This window comes from Marinobacter sp. (assembly GCF_965229985.1).
In the GTDB taxonomy this organism is placed as follows: Bacteria; Pseudomonadota; Gammaproteobacteria; order Pseudomonadales; family Oleiphilaceae; genus Marinobacter.
The window spans coordinates 4,415,730-4,438,866 of the sequence record NZ_OZ245935.1; the positions used below are offsets into that span (position 1 = coordinate 4,415,730).

The following is a 23,137-nucleotide window of genomic DNA, read 5'->3' on the forward strand; positions in this document are numbered from 1 at the left end:
CTGCAACAGGGCAGGGCGAACCCATGAGAACGGAAAAGAACAAAGCCAAAAAACAATCCCTGTGCTGCTTCTGGAGTTAGCCCAATGTCCATGATTTTCGGCGTCCCTTTAGCTGTGCTATCCGGCCAGCTCCTGATCGGAATAATCAACGGCGCCTTTTACGCCCTTTTGAGCCTTGGGCTCGCGGTCATCTTCGGTCTGCTGAAGATCATCAATTTCGCCCATGGCGCCATGTATATGCTCGGCGCCATGACCACCGTCCTAATGTTCGACTATCTGGGCGTGAACTACTGGGTCGCCTTATTGTTAGCGCCACTTCTGGTTGGTGCCTTCGGTGTCGCCATTGAATATTTTCTGCTGCGTCGCATCGCGGGGCAGGATCACATATACAGCCTGCTACTGACGTTTGGTGTCGCGCTGATCATCTCGGGTGTACTGGTGAACTGGTTCGGGGTTTCCGGTCTTCGCTACACCATGCCTGACGTGTTCAAGGGCGGCGTGAACCTCGGCTTCATGTTCATGCCATATTATCGGGCGTGGGTCATCGTAGCGGCCCTGGTGGTCTGCTTTGGAACCTGGTTCGTGATTGAGAAAACCAAGCTGGGCGCCTATCTGCGGGCCGGTACTGAAGATTCCCAGTTGATGCAGGGTTTTGGCATTAACGTGCCGCTTCTGATCAGCCTCACCTACGGGTTTGGTGTTGCGCTGGCAGCCTTCGCCGGTGTTCTGGCCGCGCCCATTTATTCGGTGACTCCTGTCATGGGGTCAGCCACACTGATTACGGTATTCGCCGTGGTGGTCATCGGCGGTATGGGCTCCATCGGCGGTGCCATTATCACCGGTATTCTGATGGGCGTTATTGAAGGGCTTACCAAAACCTTCTACCCGCCGGCATCCTCGGCGGTCATCTTCCTGGTCATGGTTCTGGTTCTTATGTTCCGGCCCAGTGGCTTGTTCGGTAAGGAGGCATAAACATGAATCAGCCAGTCAATTCCGCCGACATTCACAAGGCTATCGTTGAGGAACAGGCCGCCCAGGATCGCAAAAAGATGATGCTGAACGGCGTGCTGCTGCTCATCCTGCTTGCCGCGCCATTCATGATCTATCCGGTCTTCCTGATGAAGATCCTGTGCTTCGCGCTGTTTGCGGTGGCGTTCAACCTTTTGTTCGGTTTCACCGGACTGTTGTCATTCGGGCACGCGGCCTTCCTGGCCACAGGTGGTTACACCACCGGTTATCTGCTCAGTAATTACAGCGGGCTCACCACAGAGATGGGTATCATCGCGGGAACGCTTGCGGCCACGGCGCTGGGCACGGGCTTTGCCCTGCTGTCGATTCGTCGCCAGGGTATCTATTTCGCGATGGTAACCCTCGCGCTTGCGCAGCTTGTGTTCTTCTTCTTCGTCCAGTCTGAGTTCACGGGTGGTGAAGACGGTATGCATGGCATTCCCCGTGGTGAGCTGTTGGGCTTTATCAATCTCGAAGACAACCTGAACATGTACTACTTCGTTCTGGTGGTGTTCATCGCCTGCTACCTGCTGGTACAGCGCATCGTCAGCAGCCCGTTTGGCCAGGTTCTGAAGGCTATCAAGCAGAACGAACCCCGTGCCGTTTCACTGGGTTACAACGTGGACCGTTACAAGGTGCTCGCGTTTGTAATTTCGGCGGCCCTGGCCGGTCTCGCTGGTTCCATGAAATCCGTGGTGTTCCAGTTGGCTTCCCTGAACGATGCCCATTGGCACATGTCGGGCGAGGTTATCCTGATGACTCTGGTTGGCGGTATGGGAACCCTGCTGGGCCCGGTGGTTGGTGCCACCTTTGTGGTGAATATCGAGTACCAGTTGTCCCAGGGTGCCCTGCGTGACTGGGTGGACCCAATCCTCGGGGGAATTTTCGTCCTGACGGTACTGGCATTCCGCAGCGGTATCGTGGGAGAGGTCCAGAAGTTCGTGAAAAAGAACCTGGGTTGACCCCCTCGTCAGTCCGGAAAACAAAAAGGGCCACCTGTCGCGGTGGCCCTTTTCATTGTTCAGCTGGTTGCGTTTCTTTGGCTAGAACTCGGCCAACCGACTGGGTGTCCCCACATAGACATAAACCGCGGAATCTCCGCGGAATGCTACCCTGTGAACCGACACATTCGGTTTGCCAGCTTCGGACGAGCGAAACCGGGTTACCATCCCGGCATTCTCTCCATCTCGCGTTCTTTCGCCTTCCTCGCTTGCCCAGCTCTCACCCAGGCACTGCCCCATCCAGTTGACGGCCGCGTCGTACCTCGTGGTGGCAACCTCGTCATTGGGGGTGTTGCCGGAGCAGACGTAGGCGCTGTCGTTATTTGCCCAACTCCAGATTTCGCAGTGTCCCTTTATCAACTGCTCCTTCGCATTGTAGACAGTAACCGATCTGAAACCGTTTGGGCTGCCCCGGTATTGCTCGAATCCTGAGGGGTAGTCAGCAACGATGCCTTTCAGTGAGGCGCAGGGATCGTCAACTCCAAGCGACAGCGTATCCTGAAAAGCACATCCTGCCAGGGACAACCCCAACATTACGGCAGAGAACTTTGCGGTCTTGTGGATGGTCATGTGTTGGCTCATTCCTTGAAGGATTTTTGAAGCTCTCGCACAGCAACCCGAGAAAACTCCTCGGTTGCCCGCTCAAGCGATGTCGGATCAATGGTGCTGGAAAACATTTGCCAGATGGCGGTGCCAGAGTCCGTATCGAATAATGTTGTTCTCAGGATGTATTCGGTGGATTCCTCGTAACGGTCCGGAATTGTCATGGTTTCCATGTAGGTGACGGACCCCAGCGCACCAATATTGGTGACGACAGGATTAAACACCACCTGGTTCGGAATATGCTCAACCTGCCGGTTTTTTCGCACCAGTGAGACGGTTAGAACACCGTCGGCCGTCTGCGTCTGCAGTCGCTCTTTGACTTTCTCGCGAAGTGCGTCTGAATCCTTCCAGGGCAAGGATGGAGCCGGACCATATGCTTCAGCCTCATAGCCTGCGGCGCGCAGCCGCGAGACCAATGCTGCTTCCATGAGCGATCTGTTGTTTTCTTTCGGGCTGATGGCAAGGACCAGAAGGTTTCTGGGGGCATCAGAAACATTCGGGGCCTTGCTGATACTTTTCACCTCCGGGCCTGAGGCGCATCCAGCAAGAAAAAGAGCAATGAAAATGATTGCGAGCAAAGAGCGAGGGTAAATCGGCGGTCTCATCGGCAAGTCCATTCGTGGCGAGTCCAGGGATGGAACTGTTTTTTCCAGTTCCGACGCTATTCAAAGCAAATATAGCAAAGTTTTGAGGTCATCTAATTGTTGATCGAAACCGGATAAGACTGGACCGGCTTATCCCGGCTGAGAAAAATTGGATGTTCAATGGCCTGCCATAAAGGCATTGTCTAATCTTAGTGCGGGCGTTCGCTATTCCCACTGGGAAGTATCCATTCAAGGAGATGAAATAATGCCGTTTTTTGCAAGATGGAAAGCAGGTTTGAAAAAAGGGGCTGTTCTCCTTCTTCTGGTGTGGGGCGCAATCACGCTGACTGGCTGTTCTGAGCCTCAGGAACAAAAACAAACCAACCCCGTCGCCGTCTCTGTGGTGGTGCTTGAGGCCAGCGAGATACGGCCTTCCCGGGATTTTGTTGCCAGAACGGCGGCTTCTGCCAAAGCCGATATTACGCCGCGCATTGAAGCAGAAATCCGGGAGATCCTTTTCACCGAGGGAGCGAAAGTCAGCCAGGGCGAACTCCTGATCCGGCTTGAGGATACTCGCGCGAGCGCTGATCTTCAGCAGGCGGATGCTGAACTGGCCGCCGCCCGCGCCGAGTTGGAGTCCGCAACCCGAAACCTAAGGCGCGGAGAGGAAGTGTCAGAAAAAGGGTTCCTCTCCGCCGCGGACCTGGACAAACTCAAAGACCGTTTCAGTGCGGCTGAAAGTCGGTTAAAGGCCGCCCAGGCGGCGGTTCAGAAGGCCGATACCAATCTGGAATATGCGGAAATACGAGCCCCGTTTGATGGCTGGATAGGGCGCCTGAATTACGATGTGGGAGCCGTGGTCAGTCCTGCAACCGGGCCCATCACGTCGGTGCTGGTGACGGACCCTGTCTACGTTGAATTCCAGGTCAACGAAGCTGATTTTGTCAGCTTTCGCCGGAGGGGTGCTGAATCCGCCGAGGCGTTTTCGAAGTCTTTAGGGCTCTCTTTGACACTGCCGGATGGCGAGCGCTATGAGCAGGATGGTGTGCTCGATTTCGCTGATGTGCAGACCGATGCCAGCACAGGCACCGTTGCCATGCGAGCAGTCTTCCCCAATCCCGATGCGGTCCTCGTACCAGGCCTGTACGTGACACTCCGGGTTGAGGGGCAGTCAGGTGAGGCCCAGGTGCTTGTCCCTCAGGTAGCGGTCCAGGAGACCATTGAAGGAAAGTTTGTTCTGGTGGTTGATGACCAGAATCAGGTGGCCCAGCACTTCATCCAGACCGGCGCGCGGGAAGGAGCTCTGCTGGTGGTCAATTCAGGGCTCGAAGCCGGTGACCAGGTGATTGTGGAGGGCCTCCAGAAAGTTCGGCCCGGAGTTACCGTCAGTGCTGTTCAGAAACAGATTGACCCGCAAACCGGTGCGCTCATCCAGACGGGTGAGGCGAGCCAATGATCAGCCGGGTTTTTATCCATCGACCGAAGTTCGCGTTTGTCATTTCCATACTGATTACCCTGGCCGGGCTACTGGCGTTACGCATTCTGCCGGTCAACATGTATCCGGACATGGCCCCGCCCCAGATCCAGGTGACCGCATCGCTTCCCGGGGCCAGCGCCCAGGTAGTTGAGGAAGCGGTTATCCGCCCGGTAGAGCAACAGCTGAACGGGGTGGAGGGCATGATCTACATCGAGTCCACCGCCTCCAGTGATGGCACGGCCAAGATCACGCTCACTTTTGAGAGCGGCACCGATACAGACATCGCCCAGGTCAACGTCCAGAACCGCGTTGCCCTGGCGGAACCGTTTTTGCCCGATGAAGTCCGGCGACAGGGCGTGGTGGTAAGCAAGCAGGCTGGCAACATGCTGATGGGTATCAACCTGACCTCCGAGCGACCGGACCTGGACGGTGTCTTCCTCAGCAACTACGCCTCCAATAACCTTGTCGAAGCCCTTGGCCGGGTGCCGGGCGTGGGTTCGGCGGAAGTGATGGGCGCGAAGGATTACAGCATGCGAGTCTGGCTGGATCCCCGCCGGATGGCCTCACTGGATGTGACCGTTGCCGAGGTTGCGGCCGCGCTCCGTGAGCAGAACCAGATTGTCGCGGCCGGCAAACTCGGCCAGCCGCCCGTGCCTGCGGGCCAACAGTTCGTTTACAGTATCCAGACCCGGGAACGCCTGTCAGACCCCGAAGAGTTTGCCCAGACCATTCTCCGCTCCCGGCCCGATGGCGGCTTTGTGCGCCTCAGGGACGTCGGGCGTATCGAGCTGGGTTCCCGTTCCTATACCTCCACCGCGAAACTGAACAATCAGGACACGGCATTCCTGGTGATCTACCAGCTGCCCGATGCCAATGCACTGGAGGTCGCAGAACGGGTAAAAGCACTGGTTGATGAGGCGTCCGTCAGTTTTCCGGAGGGTGTGAATCACACCGTTCTGTACGACACCACGGAGTTTATCAGCCGCTCCATCAGCGAAGTCATCGTGACCCTGTTCCAGGCCGTCGGCCTGGTGATCCTGGTGGTGTTCCTGTTCCTACAGAACTGGCGGGCCACGCTGATCCCGAGTATTGCCATCCCGGTCTCTCTGATCGGCACCTTTGCGGTTATGTCGGTGCTTGGCTATTCCATCAATACCATCACGCTGTTCGGTCTGGTTCTGGCCATTGGCATCGTGGTGGACGACGCCATTGTGGTGATCGAGAACGTGGAACGCATCCTTGCCGAGGAGAAGCTGCCGATACGCGAGGCGGTCACCAAGGCGATGGCCGAGGTCACAGGCCCCGTGATTGCCACCACACTGGTATTGCTGGCAGTGTTCGTCCCTGTGGCGTTCATGCCTGGGATTACCGGCAAGCTCTACCAGCAGTTTTCGGTCACCATATCAGTGGCGGTGATCATCTCATCAATCAACGCGCTCACTCTGAGCCCGGCTCTGTGCGTTGCGCTGCTTGGCAGGAGCGGGGACAAGGCCATTGGCTGGCTCCGGCCTTTCGAGGTACTGATTACGCGGACCACCAGTGGCTACTCAAAGCTTGTGGTGCAACTTCTTCGCAAAGGGGCTCTCGTTGGCGTTACCCTGGTGGTGATCCTGGTTGCCGGTGCTGGCCTGTTCAAATCAGTGCCCTCGGCATTCGTGCCGCCGGAGGATCAGGGCTTCCTGTTCGTGGATGTGCAGTTGCCCGATGCTGCTTCCCTCGAGCGCACCGAAGCCGTGCTTGGCAAAGTCACCGACATGGTTCTGGAAGATCCGGCAGTGACCGATTTCATTACGGTGTCCGGCTTCTCATTACTGGGTGGCGCTGCCACGAACAATGGTCTCGGGATTGTTATGCTAAAGGACTGGGAAGCGCGGGAAGACGCCAGTCTTGGTCTGGGGGCGATGATTCCAAGGCTGTATTCCAGGCTATGGACAATCCCCGAGGCCCAGGTGATGGTCTTCAACCCGCCTCCGATACCGGGTCTGGGAACCTCATCCGGTTTCGATTTCCGTCTCCAGGACAATCAGGGTAGAGACGTTTCGGAACTGGCGCAGGTGATGAATGGCCTCATCTACGAGGCCAACCAGAGCGAAGAGCTATCCCGGGTATACAGCACCTATCGCGCGAACATTCCGCAATATCTACTGGAGGTTGAGAGGAACAAGGCCAAGGCCCTGGGTATCGAGCTCTCCGATATCTTCTCTACCCTTCAGACCCAGCTCGGCTCGCTCTACGTGAATGACTTCACCCGGTTCGGCAAGAACTACCGGGTGCTTCTGCAGGCCGAAGGTGAATTCCGGCAACGCCCTGAGGACCTGTCCCATTACTTTGTCCGCAACCGGGATGGCGACATGGTGCCGCTGACTACGCTGGCCTCGCTCAAGCCGGTGCTCGGGCCCTCAAGCATCCAGCATTTCAACTTGAAGCGCTCGGTAACCATCTCCGGGGAGGCGGCAGTAGGGTTTGCCAGTGGCGACGCCATCGCGACCATGGAAGAACTGTCAGAAAGTCTGCCGCAAGGGTATGAATTCAGCTGGGCCGGGCAGAGCCTGCAGGAAATACAGGCGGGTAATCTGGCAGCGGTTATCTTCCTGCTGGCCCTGGTGTTCGTGTACCTGTTCCTGGTGGCTCAATACGAGAGCTGGACTCTCCCGGTAGCGGTGCTTGGCGCCGTGCCATTGGCCCTTTCCGGCGCCATGGCCGGGCTATGGCTGGTGGGGCTGGCGAACAACATCTACGCCCAGGTGGGCCTGGTATTGCTGATCGGGCTCTCCACCAAAACCGCCATTCTGATTGTGGAGTTCGCCATGCAGTTGCGCCAATCAGGTATGTCGACTGCCGAGGCGGCCCAGAAAGCGGCGGTACTGCGCTTCCGGGCGGTATTGATGACTGCCCTGTCGTTCGTACTTGGCGTACTACCGCTGGTCTTTGCCGGCGGCGCCGGGGCGGCAAGCCGGGTAAGCCTCGGTATCACGGTTCTCAGTGGCATGGTCGCCGCCACCGTTCTGGGCACATTGCTGGTCCCGGTATTTTACAAATGGATCCAGTCTGTTCGGGACCGCCGCCAACCGGCAGCGTAGTTCGCTGACCGTTCAGGCTGGATGCTGAAAAACAAAGGCATCCATGGCCAGAACGCCGTGTTCGATGCCGCCATCAATCAGCACGCCGGGTTGCTGTTCCCCGGCCGCACCGGCAGCCACCAACAGAGGCAGGAAATGCTCACTGGTGGGATGCGCCCGTTGGGCGTGTGGGGCTGCATCCAGCGTTGCGATCAGCTGTCGGTGGTCGCCGGCTCTCACTTTTGCACGAACCCAGTCGGTGAATTCCTGCGCATACCCGGATGCGTTCGGGTCACCCCAGCGTACTTCGTACAGGTTGTGGGTGAGGCTGCCTGATCCGATGACGAGCACACCCTCATGCTCGAGTGGCTGCAGCGTCTGGCCCAGTTGCCAGGCTGACTCAGGATCAAGATCCGTTGGCATCGAGACCTGAAATACCGGAACCGAGTAATCGGGGAAAAGGTGCATCATTGGCACCCAGGCCCCGTGATCCAGCCCCCGGGTCTGGTCAGCACTGGCCTTCCAGCCCCCTGCCTCCAGCAACGCCAGAGCGGTTCGCGCCAGTTCCGGGTGGCCGGCTGTCGGATAATCGAGGTCATAGAGTTCAGCTGGAAAGCCCCGAAAATCGTGAATTGTCTCAGGTGTTTCCGAGACGCCTACCCGGATTCCCTCCGTCATCCAGTGTGGTGAAACCACCAGCACCGCTTCGGGCCGGGTCAGGCGTTTGCCCAGCTCTGTCAGGGCCGGGCCAGCGAGGCCCGGCTCCAGTGCGAAGGTGGGAGCGCCGTGGGAAACAAACAGACTCATGATTTGCTCCTCCGGGTAGTGGTAGTTATCGGGCTGCAATCGCGCGGTCAATGGACGCGCGGCCTGCGCCGCTGAATACCAGGGATACGGATACGGCAAGTAAGGCCAAGCCAAACTCGTAACCATTGTTACTCATGAACAGGCCGTTGCCGATATGAACGCTGAAAATGGCGATCAACATGGCGAATGCCAGTACCGCGCTGGCGGGCCGAACCAGCAAGCCGATGATCAGAGCCAGGCCGCCAAAGAACTCCGCACTGCCGGCCAACAGGGCCATCAGGTAGCCGGGGCTCAGCCCGATGGAATCCATCCATTGTCCTGTACCTTCCAGGCCGTAGCCGCCAAACCAGCCAAACAGTTTCTGTGCGCCATGAGCGGCGAAAATGATACCGACCGGAATCCGAAGGGCCAGAGCGCCCCAGCCAGCATCAGTGGCAATCAGTTTGTTCAAGAATGCGTTGTTCATGATGAATCTCCTTGGGTGTGTTTCGAACATGGGAGTACTTTACAAATATCAATAAACGGGATAAACGTAGCTTTATTGAATTAACTGTTCCGGAAAAAGAAACAATGGATCGATTACTGGAGATGCAGACGTTCTGCACCGTGGTTGAGGCGGGGAGCTTTGTGGCTGCGTCGGAGAACCTGGGGATGTCCAAGGCCGCTGTCTCGCGTTATGTCAGCGAGCTGGAAACCCGTCTAGGGGTCCGGCTGTTGCAGCGGACCACCCGCCGCCTGTCGCTTACGGGGGAGGGCGAGGTGTTTTATGTCCGATGCCGGGAGTTGCTGGCCGGTGTTGAAGAGGCAGAAGCGGAAATTACCTCCCGCAATGATGTCGCAAGAGGCACGCTAAGGGTGAACGCGCCGGTCAGCTTCGGAATCAGCCACCTGGCACCTTTGTGGGGAGAATTTCACGCCCGCTACCCGGATGTGGAGCTGTCGATTGATCTTTCAGACCGGCTGGTGGATATCGTCGAGGAAGGCTTTGATCTGGCCATCCGGATAGCCACACTGCAAAGCTCCACGCTGGTCAGCCGACGGATAACCTCCACCCGGCTGATGGCTTGTGCATCGCCGGATTACATTGCCACCCATGGTTCCCCTGTGAAACCGGCAGACCTGGCCAGCCACAGGATTATTGGCTACAGCAACTTCACCACAGGTAACGACTGGCCATTTGAAGGCCCCGATGGCGCCACCAGTGTCCGCGTGAGGCCATGGATGTACGCCAATAATGGCGAAACATGCTGCGGCGCTGCCGTGGCCGGCCAGGGCATCGTGCTGCAGCCCGGATTTCTGGTTCATAAAGACCTGGAAGCCGGGCGGCTGGTGGAGCTGATGCCGGAGTATCGCTCCACCGAGCTGGGCGTTTACGCCGTCTATCCCACCCGCAAGTTCGTTACGCCCAAAGTCCGTGCGCTGGTTGACTACCTTGTCTCTGCCTTTCCCGATGCCCTGTGATGGCGCGAGCGGGGCCTCCGGACGCTAGGCTTCCGGTGTATGCAGTCGTTTGCGTTCCGCCCGGCGCATCAAATACCAGGCAATAAACGCAATCAGCGATACCGCCACGATGATCAGGGTGGCCAGCGCGTTGATCTTCGGCGAAACCCCCATCCGCACGGAGGAAAACACCACCATCGGCAGTGTTGTTGCACCCGGCCCGGAAACGAAGCTGGCAATCACCAGATCATCCAGCGACAGAGTGAACGCCAGCAGCCAGCCAGATACGAGCGCTGGAGCAATCACTGGCAGTGTAATCACGAAGAAGGTCTTCAGTGGCGTACAGCCCAGGTCCATGGCCGCCTCCTCAATGGAGCGGTCCACTTCCTGCAACCGGGCTGATACCACCACCGCCACATAGGCACTGCAGAAGGTGGTGTGGGCGATCCAGATGGTTGCCATGCCTCGGTCCACCGGCCAGCCGATGGTCTGGGCCATCTGCACGAACAACAGCAGCAGCGACAGGCCCGTGATCACCTCCGGCATAACCAGCGGGGCGGTAATCATGCTGGACAGTAGCGTGCGTCCGCGCATCTTCTTGAACCGGGTGATCACGAACGCACACAGCGTGCCGAGGCACACCGCCATGCTGGCGGAGTAGAAGGCAATCCGCAGGCTCATCCACACCGCCGACAGAATCTGCTCATCCCGGAACAGCTCGCCGTACCACTGGGTTGAGAAACCGGCCCACACCGATACCAGCCGGGACGCATTGAACGAATACACGATCAGCACGAACATCGGCAGATACAGGAACAGCAGACCGAGAACCAGCATCACTTTAGAGAAACTGAAGGAACGGGACTTAACCATGCTTTTCCATCTCCCGGGCCTGGAACCGATGGAACAGTACAATGGGCACCAGCAGTAACAACAGCATCACGATCGCCAGGGCAGACGCCACCGGCCAGTCGCGGTTGTTGAAGAACTCCTCCCACAACACCTTGCCGATCATCAGCGTATCCGGCCCGCCCAGCAGTTCCGGAATCACGAATTCGCCGACTGCCGGGATAAACACCAGCATGGAGCCGGCCAGAATCCCCGCCTTTGATAGTGGCAGAGTGATGGCCCAAAAAGTGGTCAGGCTGCGGCAACCAAGGTCTGATGCCGCTTCCAGCAGGCGCACGTCCAGCTTCACCAGGTTGGTGTAAATGGGCAGCACCATGAACGGCAGGTAGGCATAGACAATGCCCAGCACCACCGCGAAGTTGGTGTTCAGCATTTTCAGGGGCTGGTCAATCAGACCCAGCCACATCAGAAAACTGTTCAGCAACCCCTGGTTGCCGAGGATGCCCATCCACGCATAGACACGGATCAGGAACGAGGTCCAGGACGGCAGCATCACCATCAACAGCAGCACCAGCTGCCAGTGCTTCGGCGCCCGCGCCATGGCGTAGGCCATGGGGTAGCCAATAAGCAGGCACACGACGGTGGCGAGGAATGCCGTCTTCACCGACCCCCAATAGGCAGCGATATAGAGGCTGTCGGACAGCAGGAACAGATAATTCCCGATATTCACCACCACCGAGAGGGTGTTGTCCACCCAGCGGAAGACCGGTTCGTAAGGGGGAATGGCCATCACCGCTGAGGTCAGACTGATCTTCAACACCAGCGCAAAGGGCAGGAGGAAGAACAGCAGCAGCCACAGGAACGGGATACCGAACACCACCCGGCGATTGAACAGGACTGAACGCACCCGCTCGGTCAGAGGGGCGGGTAAAAGTTTCCGTCTCATCGGCTCAGTTCCAGAGCAGGATGGGGCTGGAGGCTTCCCAGGATACGAATACCCTGTCGCCCCAGGTTGGCCGCTCGCCACGGCGTTCCACGTTCGCCATGGTGGCCTGAACGCGTTTGCCGCTGGCCAGTTTCACGTAGTAGGACGTTATGTCGCCCAGGTAGGCAATATTGTCCACCGTGCCGCAGCTCCAGTTGTGCTCGCCGTCCGGTTTGTCAGAGGTGAGGTAGATCTTCTCCGGACGCAGGGCCACCAGTGTTGCGGTGCTTTCCGCCGGGGTGGTTACGCCGCGATCGATAAATACCGGGGCGTCCAGCAGGTCGCTGGTCAGCGTAACGCTGTCGGCTTCGTCTTCCCGGATATGAGCCTCGAAGATATTCACCGAGCCAATGAACTCCGCAGTCATGCGGCTGTTCGGGCTCTCGTAGATGTCGATCGGCGAGCCGATCTGGGCAATCCGGCCCTGGGCCATGATGGCTATCCGGCTGGCCATAGTCATGGCTTCTTCCTGGTCATGGGTCACCATCAGGCAGGTGGCGCCAACGTTTTCCAGGATTTCCACCAGTTCCAGCTGCATTTCAGTGCGCAGCTTCTTGTCCAGGGCACCCATGGGCTCGTCCAGTAACAATAGCTTGGGACGCTTGGCCAGTGAGCGGGCCAGGGCAACGCGTTGTTGCTGACCACCAGACAGTTGCTGGGGCTTGCGCCGGGCATAGGGTTCCATCTTGACCAGCTTAAGCATCGCGGCCACACGGTCGCGAATTTCGCTCTTGGGCAGCTTGTCCTGTTTCAGACCCATGGCAATGTTCTGCTCCACCGTCATGTGCGGGAACAGGGCATAGGACTGGAACATCATGTTGGTCGGGCGCAGGAACGGGGGCAGAGCTGTAACGTCCTGGCCGTCGAGCACGATGGTGCCGGCGTTGGGCGTTTCAAAACCTGCGAGCATGCGCAGCAGGGTGGATTTGCCGGAACCGGAACCACCCAGCAGGGCGAAAATCTCGCCCCTATGGATGTCCAGGTTCACATTGTCCACGGCCAGCGTGCCATCAAAGCTTTTCGAAATGCCCCGAATGCTGAGTAACACCTCCGCTTGCGCGGAGGTGTTGTTGCCGTTTTCCACCGCTTAGCGACCAGACTTCACGTTGGTCCAGGTGCGGGTCATCAGACGCTGTGCGTCCTGAGGCCGGCCTTCCATGATGTACAGCTTCTTCATCACTTGATCAGTGGGGTAGATGCTGTTGTCGCCCAGAATCTCCGGATCAACAAACTCGTTGGCCGGCTTGTTCGGGTTGGCGTACCACACGTAGTTGGTCACGTCCGCAATGATCTCCGGGCGCATCAGGAAGTTCATCAGCTTGTGGGCGTTCTCCACGTTCGGCGCGCCGGCCGGGATGGTCATCATGTCGAACCACAGCACCGCACCCTCTTTGGGAATGGTGTAGCGGATCACGTTGCCGTTCCCGGCTTCCTCGGCGCGGGCAGCGGCCTGCAGGATGTCGCCGGAGTATCCGGCAGCCACACACAGATCACCGTTGGCCAGATCGCCAATGTAACGGGACGAGTGGAAGTAGGTGACGTTCGGGCGAATGGCCTTGATCACCTCACCGCCTTTCTTGATGTCGTCGGCGTTGTTGCTGTTCGGGTCCAGGCCGATGTAGGCCATTGCCGCACGCACCATCTCTTCACCCGAATCCAGCATGGCAATACCGCAGCCGCCGGCGGCAAGTTTGCCGGTGACTTCAGGATCGAATACCAGGGCCCATGAATCGGTGGGGGCGCTGTCACCCAGGATTTCCTGGATACGGCCTTCGTTATAGCCATAGCCATTGGTGCCCCAGAGATAGGGCAGGGCGAACTGGCTACCCGGGTCAACCTTTTCCAGATCGTCCATCAGGTCCGGATTCAGGTTGCTCATGTTCGACAGTTTGCTGTGGTCCAGGGCCACAAACGCGTTGGCAGAAATCTGTTTGGCCACGTAGTGGTTGGAGGGCACAACAAGATCGTAGCCAGAGCGCCCGGAAAGCAGGGCGGCTTCGAGGATCTCGTTACTGTCGTAAACGTCGTAGATGACCTTGATGCCGGTTTCTTCCGTGAACTTCGCCAGGGTGTCCTCAGCGATGTAATCGGACCAGTTGTAGACACGCACTTCCTCAGCGGCAAACGCGGAAGAGGCACACAGAGACAACGCAACAGAGGCGGCCAGCGCCTGTGGCTTACACAACTTCAACATTGGATGATGTCCCTCACTCAAAAGGGATTAATACAAAACGTGCAGGACGCACGCAGTGTTGTGCAGGTCTGCTGAGGGTGGCCGCAGTTGGCTGTTGTCCCGGAAAGAACCGGTCGCCGCCTTTTGACTCCTTTAAGGCTTGTCCTGGAAAACGGCAGAGTGGAGCCTGCCGAATTCTCGCGATATGTACCATGAGATTCCGGGATGCGCTATAAAAAATTTCGCTCCGGGGATCCGTGCTTTTGCCTATCGGCAGAGGACTTTACGCTGCCGGTGATTAATTCGGGGTTTGTGGTATATGCCTATCTTGCCAAACACCCCGGAAAACGGGATAAAGGAGTGTTTAAACCCCTGCGCCGGCTCCTCGGCACCAGGCCTGTTTGCGTTGTGGAAGGCTTTTCCTATGGCTTCTGGTTCTACGAGTGCCGACTCGTTCCTTCAGGCACACCCCGAATTGCAGTTTGTTGATCTGCTGATCCCGGATATGAATGGCATTGTTCGCGGCAAGCGGGTGGATCCCTCCGCGCTGGCGAAGGTATTCGAGCGTGGCGTGGCCATGCCGGCTTCCATCTTTGCCCTGAATATCCAGGGCACCACGGTGGAAGAAACCGGGCTGGGGCTTGATATCGGCGAGGCAGACCGGGTGTGCCTGCCTATCGAGAATACCCTCACCATGGAACCCTGGCAGAAGCGACCCACGGCGCAACTGCTTCTGACCATGTATGAGTTGGACCGCGAGACACCGTTTTTTGCTGACCCACGGGTGGTATTGCAGAACATCGTCAAGCGGTTCGAGGAGCTGGGACTGAACCCCGTGGCGGCCTTTGAGCTGGAATTCTACCTGATCGACCAGGAGAACCTTGCTGGTCGGCCACAGCCGCCCAAATCGCCTATCTCCGGTAAGCGTCCGGCCGGCACCCAGGCCTATTCCATTGATGATCTGGACGAATACGCGGAATTCCTGGCGGACGTGCTGGATGCCGCCCATGAGCAGGAATTGCCGGCGGATGCGCTGGTGGCCGAGTCAGCACCCGGGCAGTTTGAGGTCAACCTGCACTACGTGGATGACGCGGTGCAGGCCTGCGACCACGCCACTCTGCTGAAGCGTCTGATCAAGAACATGGCCTACGACCATGAAATGGACACCACGTTCATGGCCAAGCCTTATCACAACCAGGCCGGCAGTGGCATGCACCTGCATGTGAGCCTGGTGGATGGCGAAGGTCGTAACGTGTTCGCCGGCGACGCCGAGCAGCCAAACGACATGTTGCGCTGGGCCGTGGGTGGATTGGTCGCCACTATGAACGACGCCATGGCCTTGTTCTGCCCCAATATCAATTCCTACCGCCGGTTCAGCCCGGAGTACTACGTTCCCAGCGCCGCCACCTGGGGCGTGGACAACCGCACTGCGTCGCTGCGTCTGCCGGGCGGCGATCCCGAGGCCCTGCGAATCGAACATCGGGTCGCCGGTGCCGATGCCAATCCGTATCTGCTGATGGCTGCGGTGCTGGCGGGCATTCACTACGGCATCTCCAACAGGATAGAGCCACCCCCCGTCACCGTGGGTAATGCCCATGAACAGCACGAAGCCTCATTGGTGAATAACCTGCGGGATGCCTTGCGGGAGCTGGGGCAATCGAAAGTGATGGCCGACTATCTCGGCAGTCAGTTTCTGGATGTGTTCGTCGCCTGCAAGGAGCATGAACTGAATGAGTTCGAGATGACCATCTCGGATCTGGAATATCTCTGGTACCTGCACACGGTCTAGCGGTTTGTGAATCATAAAAAACGGCGCCTCGAAGGCGCCGTTTGCATTTGCGAAGTGGCTCTTTTCCCTCTACTCCAGAACCAGCCAGGTCGCTTTCACTTCGGTGTACTTGTCGAAGGCGTGCACAGACTTGTCGCGACCGTTACCAGACTGTTTGAATCCACCGAAGGGCGCTGTCATGTCGCCGCCGTCATAGTGGTTGATCCACACGCTGCCGGCCCGCAGGGCCTTGGCCACCTTGTGAGCGGTATTGATATTGGAAGTCCACACCGCCGCCGCCAGGCCATAAATGGAATCGTTGGCAATGCGGATGGCCTCATCAGCGGTATCGAACCCGATCACCGAAAGCACCGGCCCGAAAATTTCCTCGGAGGCAATGCGCATCTGGTTATTCACCCCGTCAAACACCGTGGGCTGAACAAACAGGCCGCCGGTGTCCTCCATGATCCTCTGGCCACCTTCCACCAGGCGTGCGCCTTCCGACTGGCCAATGCCAATGTAGTCGATAATGCGATCCAGCTGCCCCTGATCCACAATGGCGCCGCAAGTCGTTGCCGGGTCCAGCGGGTGGCCGGGGCGCCAGGTTTTCAGGGCTTCGCGAATCAGCTCGATAAACTCTGCGCGAATGCTGTTCTCAACCAGCAGGCGACTGCCGGCAGTGCACACCTCGCCCTGGTTGAAGGCAATGGCGCTGGCTGCCTCGGAGGCAGCTTTTTTCAGGTCCGGCGCATCGGCAAAGACAATGTTCGGGCTCTTGCCACCGGCCTCCAGCCACACCCGTTTCATGTTGGACTGGCCAGCATAGATCATCAGCTGTTTGGCGACATTCGTGGACCCGGTAAACACCAGGCAGTCCACATCCATGTGCAGGGCCAGGGCTTTGCCCACCGTGTGGCCGTAGCCCGGCAGCACGTTGAAAACGCCGGAGGGAACGCCGGCTTCCTCGGCCAGGGCGGCCAGTCGAATAGCGCTCAGGGGCGATTTCTCGGAAGGTTTGAGAATCACAGAATTGCCGGTGGCCAGGGCCGGGGCGATTTTCCAGGCCGCCATGATCATCGGAAAGTTCCAGGGCACGATGGCAGCCACAACACCCATAGGCTCTCGAGAGATCATGCCAATCTGGTTGTGAGGCGTGGGGGCAAGTTCACCATAAACCTTGTCGATGGCCTCGGCTGTCCAGCGGATTGCTCTGGCTGTGGCCGGCACATCCACAGTCCTGGCGTGGCTGATGGGCTTGCCCATATCCAGAGTTTCCAGCAGGGCAAGCTCGTCGCCGTGGACTTCGATCAGATCAGCGAATCGCAGCAGAACCGCCTTGCGTTTGGCCGGTGCCAGCTGGCTCCAGATGCCTGCCTCAAAGGCGGCTCTGGCAGCCATAACGGCCTGGTCGGCATCGCTCTGATCGCAGCTGGCAATGGCGGCCAGCTCACGCCCGTCAACCGGGCTGACCGAGGTGAAGGTCTCGCCGCTGGCAGCCCATTGATAGGCGCCGTTCAGGTAGGCGCGGCCTTCCAGTGTCAGGTTTGTGGTCAGGGCCTGCCATTCGGTCTGGCTGGTTGGGGTGGAAGAGCTGACGGGTTGATTCATGGGCGCCTCGCAGGCTGTAGAGTTGAGCAATCATAGCAGCACTTTCACGCCCGGGCGCCGCCCGCGATATAGGTATAAGAACGTGTCTTTCCGAACGCCCGGCGCTGGCATAGACTTTCTGCGGCGCGCAGCGTTGCCCGCCGGATCCTGAACGTCTCTTTCACCCTCTCTGGCGCCACATAATGATCCAGTATCCTCCGGTTCCATCGTATTACGCAGCCTCTGCCAACCCGGCCCCAGTGCGTCCGGCTCTGAGAGGATCCTGCGAGGCGGATGTGTGCGTCGTCGGTGCCGGTTACACCGGCCTGTCTACGGCGCTGTTCCTGGCAGAAGCTGGTTTCAGGGTGGTGATTCTGGAAGCTGCAACGGTTGGCTGGGGTGCATCGGGACGCAATGGCGGCCAGATCGTGAACAGCTTCAGCCGCGATCTGGACAGCATTGAGCGCCAGACCTCAGAAGACCGCCTGAAGTTGCTTTCTGAAATGGCCTTTGAAGGCAGCCAGATTATCCGCCAGAGGGTGAAGAGTTACGGCATTCACTGCGACCTCAAAGAGGGCGGTATTTTTGCCGCACTCAATCCAAAGCAGCTCCAACACCTGGAATCCCAGCAGGCCTTGTGGCGCCGATTCGGTTATGACCAACTGGAACTGCTGGATCGGAACGCTATCCGCTCCCGGGTTGGCACGGAGCGGTATGTTGGCGGAGCCATCGATCACACCGGCGGCCACATTCATCCCCTTAATCTGGCCCTGGGCGAGGCCGCGGCGCTGGAGTCGCGCGGCGGCGTGATTCACGAGCATTCAACGGTAACGAGCATCGTCCCCGGTAAAACCGTAACCGTTAAAACCGACATGGGCGAGGTGAGGGCGCAAACAGTTGTTCTGGCGGGCAATGCCTATCTCGGCGGCCTGGTGCCGGAACTCGGCGCCAAATCCATGCCATGCGGCTCGCAGATTATTGCCACCGAATCGTTGGACGATGCTGTTGCCAGAGAGTTGCTGCCCAACGACAACTGTGTCGAAGACTGCAACTACCTGCTGGACTACTTCAGGCTGTCTGGTGATAAACGGCTGATTTACGGCGGCGGTGTGGTCTACGGTGCCCGCGATCCGGCCAATATCGAGCGGCTGATTCGCCCGAATATGCTGAAAACCTTCCCGCAACTGGCAAACGTGAAGGTCGACTACGCCTGGACCGGCAATTTCCTGCTCACCCTGTCGCGCCTGCCCCAGCTCGGCCGATTGCACGAGAACGTCTTTTATTCCCAGGGCTGTTCCGGCCATGGCGTCACTTTTACTCACGTGGCTGGCAAAGCGTTGGCACTCGCGATCCAGGATCAGGCGGAAAGGTTTGATGCATTCGCCAGCCTGCCCCATTACCCGTTCCCGGGTGGCCGCGCGTTCCGGGTGCCTTTGACGGCGATGGGGGCCTGGTACTATGCGTTGCGTGACAGACTGGGGGTTTGACGCCCAGGGCCGTTCAGGACTTACCGTAAATCGACAACTCACGCCCATGACGTTCGGGCTTCGGGTCGTCAATAGACTCCACGGCTTCGATCTGTGCAATGTACTCAACTGGCAGGTCGTTCTCCCTGGCGCCGATAAGGACGTGGTCTTTGTACCAATGGAAAGGCTGTAGTGCAGTGTTGATGCGCGTGGCGTAATACATCCAGGCCTGAATTTGGTCGCGGCCGCTTGCCAGCTCCACCTGCTTTTCTTCGTAGCCAAACCCCAGGGCCTCGTGTCGATCAAGGTCCGGCTTTTCTCCATCGTCAATCTCGTACACTACACCAATTACCCGATCGTCCGGATTGCCGGTTTCCTCGGCATCGCATTTGGCAGAGCCATCCCCGGCCGATTTATGAAAGCGAAGCCGATGGGCCGGAAGCTCTGCCACAGCCACAAACCGGGCCGATGGTACCCGGGCCTGGAGGCGTCGATGCGACATGTTGGAGCCGTAGGTGAAGCAGAGCATGGAATGTCCTTGTTGGCGACTAAACTGAGCCTACCAGCGATTTCGGTGTCATTGCAGGGGCTGCATTTCATGTGCGCCAGCTGGCGCCGACAATACTGGCTATCCGCGATTGGGTACTGAACGTACCCGGCGTATTGTGCTTAGTATCGCCGGCCGCCGCTGGCAGAACCTCACGCCTCGACCGCCTTCATGGTTTCAGCCAAGGCATCATCGAGCTCATTGGCCCGCTTTGCCGCTGGTCGTGCTTCTGTCCGTTGGATGTAATCCTGGAACACCGCGTTTTGCGGGATGTTCTTCTGCATGGTTTCCCACCACAGGTAACTGCTGACCAGCACATCCGCTGCGGTGAACGTATCGCCGCAAATATAGGGGCTCGCGCCCAGCACTTTTTCCAGTGTATTGATGCTGTCTTCCACCCGGCCGCAGCCGACCGCCTGGGCGTTGCTGCTATCGATCTTCCAGCCATAGGCGAGTGCGCTGGTGGCCATCTCGAAAGGGCCTGCCATGAAAAACAGCCAGCGATAGTAGGCGCCGCGTTCCGCAGAGCCTGACGGTGGGGCGAGCTTCTTGTCCGGGAACTGGTCCGCGAGGTAAGCACAGATGGCCGCCACCTCGGTCACAATGGTGTTGCCGTGTTTGATGGCGGGCACCTTGCCCATCGGGTTGATGGTCAGGTATTCCGGGGTTTTCATGTCCGGGCCGAATTCCATCGTCTCGACGGTATAGGGAATTCCGACTTCTTCCAGCATCCAGCGTACAACACGGCCGCGTGACATTGGGTGGGTGTAAAACGTGAGTTCCGACATGCTGATCTCCTTTTCAAGCCTGTGTTTGCAGGGGTATGGGTTACTGCGAGATCAGATTAATGTGGAAATAGGCCAATATCTGTCCTAAATAAATGGCAAGATGCATTTTTAATGTAAATCACCGGAAAAGCTGCCAGGAGGAAGGCGACAATGTCTGGTCCCACGACGCGGGTGTTGACCGTGCTGGAATTGTTGCAGGCCCATGGCCAGATCGGCGGGGCCGAACTGGCAGAACGGCTGGGCGTGGACCGGCGAACCATCCGTCGCTACATCACCGTGCTTGAGGACCTGGGCATTCCGGTGATGACCGAGCAGGGGCGTTACGGTGGTTACCGATTGGTGGCAGGTTTCAAGTTGCCACCAATGATGTTCACTGACGAGGAAACCCTGGCGGTCTCTCTTGGGCTGCTGGCCGCACAACAGCTTGGGCTGGCGGATGCCGCACCGGCGATAGCCAGCGTGCAGGCGAAACTCGAACGGGTGATGCCAGCCAACCTGAAGAAGCGGGTCCGCGGTGTCAGCGACACAACCCGGGTGATCCTCCCGCGCGGCGAACCCAGCCTGGACGACCGCGCCCTGCAAACCCTGACCGTTGCCACGGAAGCAATGCGTTCGGTAGGGTTTACCTACCACTCCCCGGATCGCGGAGGGATGGACCGAAGTGTTGATCCCTATGGGCTGGTGTTCCGGCAAGGGCGCTGGTACCTCACCGGCTTCTGCCATCTGCGGCAGGCTATGCGCTCGTTCCGTCTGGACCGCATCAGTGATGTTCATGTGCTGTCGGGTACCTTCCAGCGACCTCCAGGGTTTGATGCGGCGGACTTCCTTAGCGAGAGTTTTCGCGACTGGAGTGGAACTCACGAGGTTTCCGTACTCTTGCATACAGACCTTGAGACAGCGGCAACGGTGATAAATTCCTACTCCTCCTGCAGCAATCAGTTTGAGCAGTGCAGAGACGGGCTGTTGTTCAACACTCAAACAGACAGTCTCGACTGGTTCGCCTGGTGGCTGTCGCAGCTTCCGTTCCGTTTTACCATCCTCAATCCTGTCGCTCTCAAAGATGCCGTGCGGGAGCATGCAACACGGCTGCTGGAATGCTGTCGATGAATACCTGTCCATTCAGCTTGACTGTTCCCGTCCAGACTGTGAAACCGCTCTCGTTTTGCCAACGTTTAAATTTGTAATTCGAGGCATCGCCGCTAGATTCCAGCGCAGAGTTCTAATTTTAGCTTGATCCTTAAAAGCCAGGTAAAACAATATCTTATGATCAGAAACCTAGCCCTCGGGCTGTAACCTTCCATCACAACGTGTATCCCTGCGTAAACGCCAATTTCCTGACGGATTCGCCCCGGGAAATCCGGAACTGCGACGCATATAACCGAAAACTGCCGCTGTAAGATTCGCTCAAATTCGTCAAATAATTGGTGCGAAAAATGTCATATTGCGGCAAAAAACTAACGAAGCAAGGACTGCTGATGTTTCCTGCGGCCGTTCTGCTTTCGGGCTGCGGTCTGGACATTTCCAGTGACGATGACAACACCTCGACACAGTCGTCGGTCACGACCGAGCCGACAGTGCAGATTGCTGGCGCAGCGATGAAGGGCGTCATCCAGCAGGGATTGGTTGTTGCCAATCGCCTGATTGCGGATAAAGACGGCTATTATTCGCCCCAGCGCCAGGCAGCAAAACCGGTGTTGACGGCAGACGACGGCAGTTACGAGTGGCAGCTTCGCGGCAAGGCCGAAGGCTGGGCTTTAGTTGAACTGACGGCTGATAGCGGCACCCGCATGATCTGTGATGTCGTTCCCCAGTGCGATCAGGCTGGCGGAGCGCCGGTGGCGTTTGGCCAGACCATGCCTCTGGATAGCAGTTTCAGCCTTCGAGGTGCCGGCGATCTACGTATGGAAACCGTTAACCTTACTCCACTGACCCACTTGGCCGTAACATTGGCCGAGCGCAGTGGTGACGGCCTTTCACCGGTTGCCATTTCCAATGCTTACATCACAGTCGAAAACTGGTTCGGCCTTCCGGCCGGCGCCTTGCGCCTGACCCCGCCGGACCTGACCAGCCTGGACGAAATGACCGGCGTAACGGCTGACGCTATTCAGGTGGCAATTGCCAACGCGGCATTTCTGGCTCTGGTAAACGACAATACCCAATGGGATTCGATTTCTGATGTACTGACGGATGTTACCTCACAGGTCAGTGCGACAGGACAGATAAGCGTGATGGGTAACGGTACCAACGTGGCGCTGGCGGATCTTGTCAGTGCCGCAGCACTGCAGTCTTCTGAGCTTCAGAATGCGGTGGATTCAAGCGTCATCAGCCAGAAGCTGGTGGTTGTCGAGTACCGCAACGTGCAACGCTTTAAGACCATTGCCGATGTAAACGAAGAGAGTGATACCGGTGTTGCCGACTCGGGTGATACCACCGAACAAGCCACCGGCGGCGATGAAACCGCTGGAACCGATGCCGGCAGTTCGCCTGACAGCTCAACAGACACCAGCACTGATACGTCGACCGATACCTCTACCGGTTCAACGGACGAGCAGGTTGCCGGTACGACTGAGCCCGACACTTCTGGTGATGTTACTTCAGGCGGCGAAACATCAACTGATACCACTACTGACGAAACCGTAGCGGACACAGGAACAGACACGGAAACCAGCGAGCCAGTTACCGAAACGACGCCCGAGGAAACTGTCCCGGCAAATACGGCACTGCTGAGCTGGACCGCGCCGCTGACCCGCGAGAATGGTGAGAGCCTGGCCATGGGCGAAATCGCTGGCTTCGAAGTGGTCTATGGCAACAGCGCTGAAAACCTGGACCAGAGCCTCGCGATTGGTGATGCCTCTGTGGATGAGTTGCTTGTGGACGAACTTACCGAGGGCACCTGGTACTTCGCCATCCGAACCCTGGACACCGATGGCAACCGCAGCCGTCTGTCCGAAGTGGTCTACAAACAGATCTGATTTGCCACTAAAAGGCAGCGTTG

At 58.1% G+C, this 23,137-nt stretch carries 20 protein-coding genes; 9 read left to right on the top strand and 11 right to left on the bottom strand.

What is annotated here, in order from left to right; all coding sequences use genetic code 11:
- Positions 1-84 precede the first annotated feature (84 nt).
- Complete coding sequence (locus ACO06L_RS20345; RefSeq protein ID WP_064227241.1) at positions 85-972, top strand: branched-chain amino acid ABC transporter permease; 888 nt, start codon at positions 85-87, stop codon at positions 970-972.
- A 2-nt stretch (positions 973-974) separates the two neighbouring features.
- The gene (locus ACO06L_RS20350; protein WP_064227242.1) at positions 975-1,970 is read left to right on the top strand and encodes a branched-chain amino acid ABC transporter permease; all 996 of its coding nucleotides are present in this window, start codon (positions 975-977) and stop codon (positions 1,968-1,970) included.
- Positions 1,971-2,051: 81 nt separating this feature from the next.
- Here ACO06L_RS20350 and ACO06L_RS20355 read toward each other — a convergent pair whose 3' ends face one another.
- Together ACO06L_RS20355 and ACO06L_RS20360 are read right to left on the bottom strand one after the other, a co-directional pair.
- Complete coding sequence (locus tag ACO06L_RS20355) at positions 2,052-2,579, bottom strand: hypothetical protein (RefSeq protein WP_064227243.1); 528 nt, start codon at positions 2,577-2,579, stop codon at positions 2,052-2,054.
- 8 nt (positions 2,580-2,587) lie between these two features.
- Positions 2,588-3,040 carry a hypothetical protein gene (locus ACO06L_RS20360; protein WP_202348701.1) on the bottom strand — a complete coding sequence of 151 codons (453 nt, stop codon included), beginning with the start codon at positions 3,038-3,040 and terminating at the stop codon, positions 2,588-2,590.
- Between the two features lie 451 nt (positions 3,041-3,491).
- Between ACO06L_RS20360 and ACO06L_RS20365 the strand changes: the two genes are divergently transcribed.
- Positions 3,492-4,652 carry an efflux RND transporter periplasmic adaptor subunit gene (locus ACO06L_RS20365; RefSeq protein WP_227716172.1) on the top strand — a complete coding sequence of 387 codons (1,161 nt, stop codon included), beginning with the start codon at positions 3,492-3,494 and terminating at the stop codon, positions 4,650-4,652.
- Complete coding sequence (locus ACO06L_RS20370) at positions 4,649-7,753, top strand: efflux RND transporter permease subunit (RefSeq protein WP_202348702.1); 3,105 nt, start codon at positions 4,649-4,651, stop codon at positions 7,751-7,753. Before ACO06L_RS20365 ends, ACO06L_RS20370 begins: the two co-directional genes overlap by 4 nt.
- 12 nt (positions 7,754-7,765) lie before the next feature.
- Here ACO06L_RS20370 and ACO06L_RS20375 read toward each other — a convergent pair whose 3' ends face one another.
- Together ACO06L_RS20375 and ACO06L_RS20380 are read right to left on the bottom strand one after the other, a co-directional pair.
- Positions 7,766-8,539, bottom strand: coding sequence for a DODA-type extradiol aromatic ring-opening family dioxygenase (locus ACO06L_RS20375; RefSeq protein ID WP_202348703.1), 774 nt, complete (start codon positions 8,537-8,539; stop codon positions 7,766-7,768).
- A gap of 25 nt (positions 8,540-8,564) precedes the next feature.
- A complete protein-coding gene (locus tag ACO06L_RS20380; protein WP_202348704.1) occupies positions 8,565-9,005 on the bottom strand; it encodes a DoxX family protein in 441 nt (146 codons plus the stop codon).
- 104 nt (positions 9,006-9,109) lie between these two features.
- Here ACO06L_RS20380 and ACO06L_RS20385 point away from each other — a divergent pair, with 104 nt between their 5' ends.
- Entirely contained in the window at positions 9,110-10,000 is an 891-nt protein-coding gene (locus ACO06L_RS20385) for a LysR family transcriptional regulator (protein WP_202348705.1), read from the top strand.
- Positions 10,001-10,024: 24 nt separating this feature from the next.
- On the opposite strand, the gene ACO06L_RS20390 is transcribed toward ACO06L_RS20385, so the two are convergent.
- From ACO06L_RS20390 to ACO06L_RS20405, 4 genes are read right to left on the bottom strand one after another with little or no spacing between them, the layout of a single operon-like run.
- Positions 10,025-10,852, bottom strand: a complete 828-nt coding sequence (locus ACO06L_RS20390) for an ABC transporter permease subunit (RefSeq protein ID WP_202348706.1) — start codon at positions 10,850-10,852, stop codon at positions 10,025-10,027.
- The gene (locus ACO06L_RS20395; protein WP_421846189.1) at positions 10,845-11,774 is read right to left on the bottom strand and encodes an ABC transporter permease subunit; all 930 of its coding nucleotides are present in this window, start codon (positions 11,772-11,774) and stop codon (positions 10,845-10,847) included. The genes ACO06L_RS20390 and ACO06L_RS20395 overlap by 8 nt, the downstream gene beginning before the upstream one ends.
- Before the next feature lie 4 nt (positions 11,775-11,778).
- Entirely contained in the window at positions 11,779-12,897 is a 1,119-nt protein-coding gene (gene potA / locus ACO06L_RS20400) for a polyamine ABC transporter ATP-binding protein (RefSeq protein WP_202348708.1), read from the bottom strand.
- A 3-nt stretch (positions 12,898-12,900) separates the two neighbouring features.
- On the bottom strand, positions 12,901-14,007 hold the full coding sequence (locus ACO06L_RS20405) for a polyamine ABC transporter substrate-binding protein (RefSeq protein ID WP_202348709.1): 1,107 nt from the start codon (positions 14,005-14,007) through the stop codon (positions 12,901-12,903).
- A 403-nt stretch (positions 14,008-14,410) separates the two neighbouring features.
- Here ACO06L_RS20405 and ACO06L_RS20410 point away from each other — a divergent pair, with 403 nt between their 5' ends.
- Complete coding sequence (locus ACO06L_RS20410; protein WP_064227253.1) at positions 14,411-15,775, top strand: glutamine synthetase family protein; 1,365 nt, start codon at positions 14,411-14,413, stop codon at positions 15,773-15,775.
- Positions 15,776-15,844: 69 nt separating this feature from the next.
- On the opposite strand, the gene ACO06L_RS20415 is transcribed toward ACO06L_RS20410, so the two are convergent.
- Entirely contained in the window at positions 15,845-17,362 is a 1,518-nt protein-coding gene (locus ACO06L_RS20415) for an aldehyde dehydrogenase (protein ID WP_202348710.1), read from the bottom strand.
- A gap of 185 nt (positions 17,363-17,547) precedes the next feature.
- On the opposite strand from ACO06L_RS20415, the gene ACO06L_RS20420 reads away from it, so the two are divergent.
- Entirely contained in the window at positions 17,548-18,828 is a 1,281-nt protein-coding gene (locus tag ACO06L_RS20420; protein ID WP_320407655.1) for an FAD-binding oxidoreductase, read from the top strand.
- Between the two features lie 13 nt (positions 18,829-18,841).
- On the opposite strand, the gene ACO06L_RS20425 is transcribed toward ACO06L_RS20420, so the two are convergent.
- Positions 18,842-19,336, bottom strand: a complete 495-nt coding sequence (locus ACO06L_RS20425) for a gamma-glutamylcyclotransferase family protein (RefSeq protein ID WP_202348712.1) — start codon at positions 19,334-19,336, stop codon at positions 18,842-18,844.
- A 170-nt stretch (positions 19,337-19,506) separates the two neighbouring features.
- On the bottom strand, positions 19,507-20,142 hold the full coding sequence (locus tag ACO06L_RS20430; RefSeq protein ID WP_064227257.1) for a glutathione S-transferase family protein: 636 nt from the start codon (positions 20,140-20,142) through the stop codon (positions 19,507-19,509).
- Positions 20,143-20,292: 150 nt separating this feature from the next.
- Here ACO06L_RS20430 and ACO06L_RS20435 point away from each other — a divergent pair, with 150 nt between their 5' ends.
- Positions 20,293-21,249: a helix-turn-helix transcriptional regulator gene (locus tag ACO06L_RS20435; protein WP_202348713.1), complete on the top strand. Its 957-nt coding sequence runs from the start codon at positions 20,293-20,295 to the stop codon at positions 21,247-21,249.
- 368 nt (positions 21,250-21,617) lie between these two features.
- On the top strand, positions 21,618-23,114 hold the full coding sequence (locus ACO06L_RS20440) for a fibronectin type III domain-containing protein (protein WP_202348714.1): 1,497 nt from the start codon (positions 21,618-21,620) through the stop codon (positions 23,112-23,114).
- Positions 23,115-23,137: the final 23 nt, after the last annotated feature.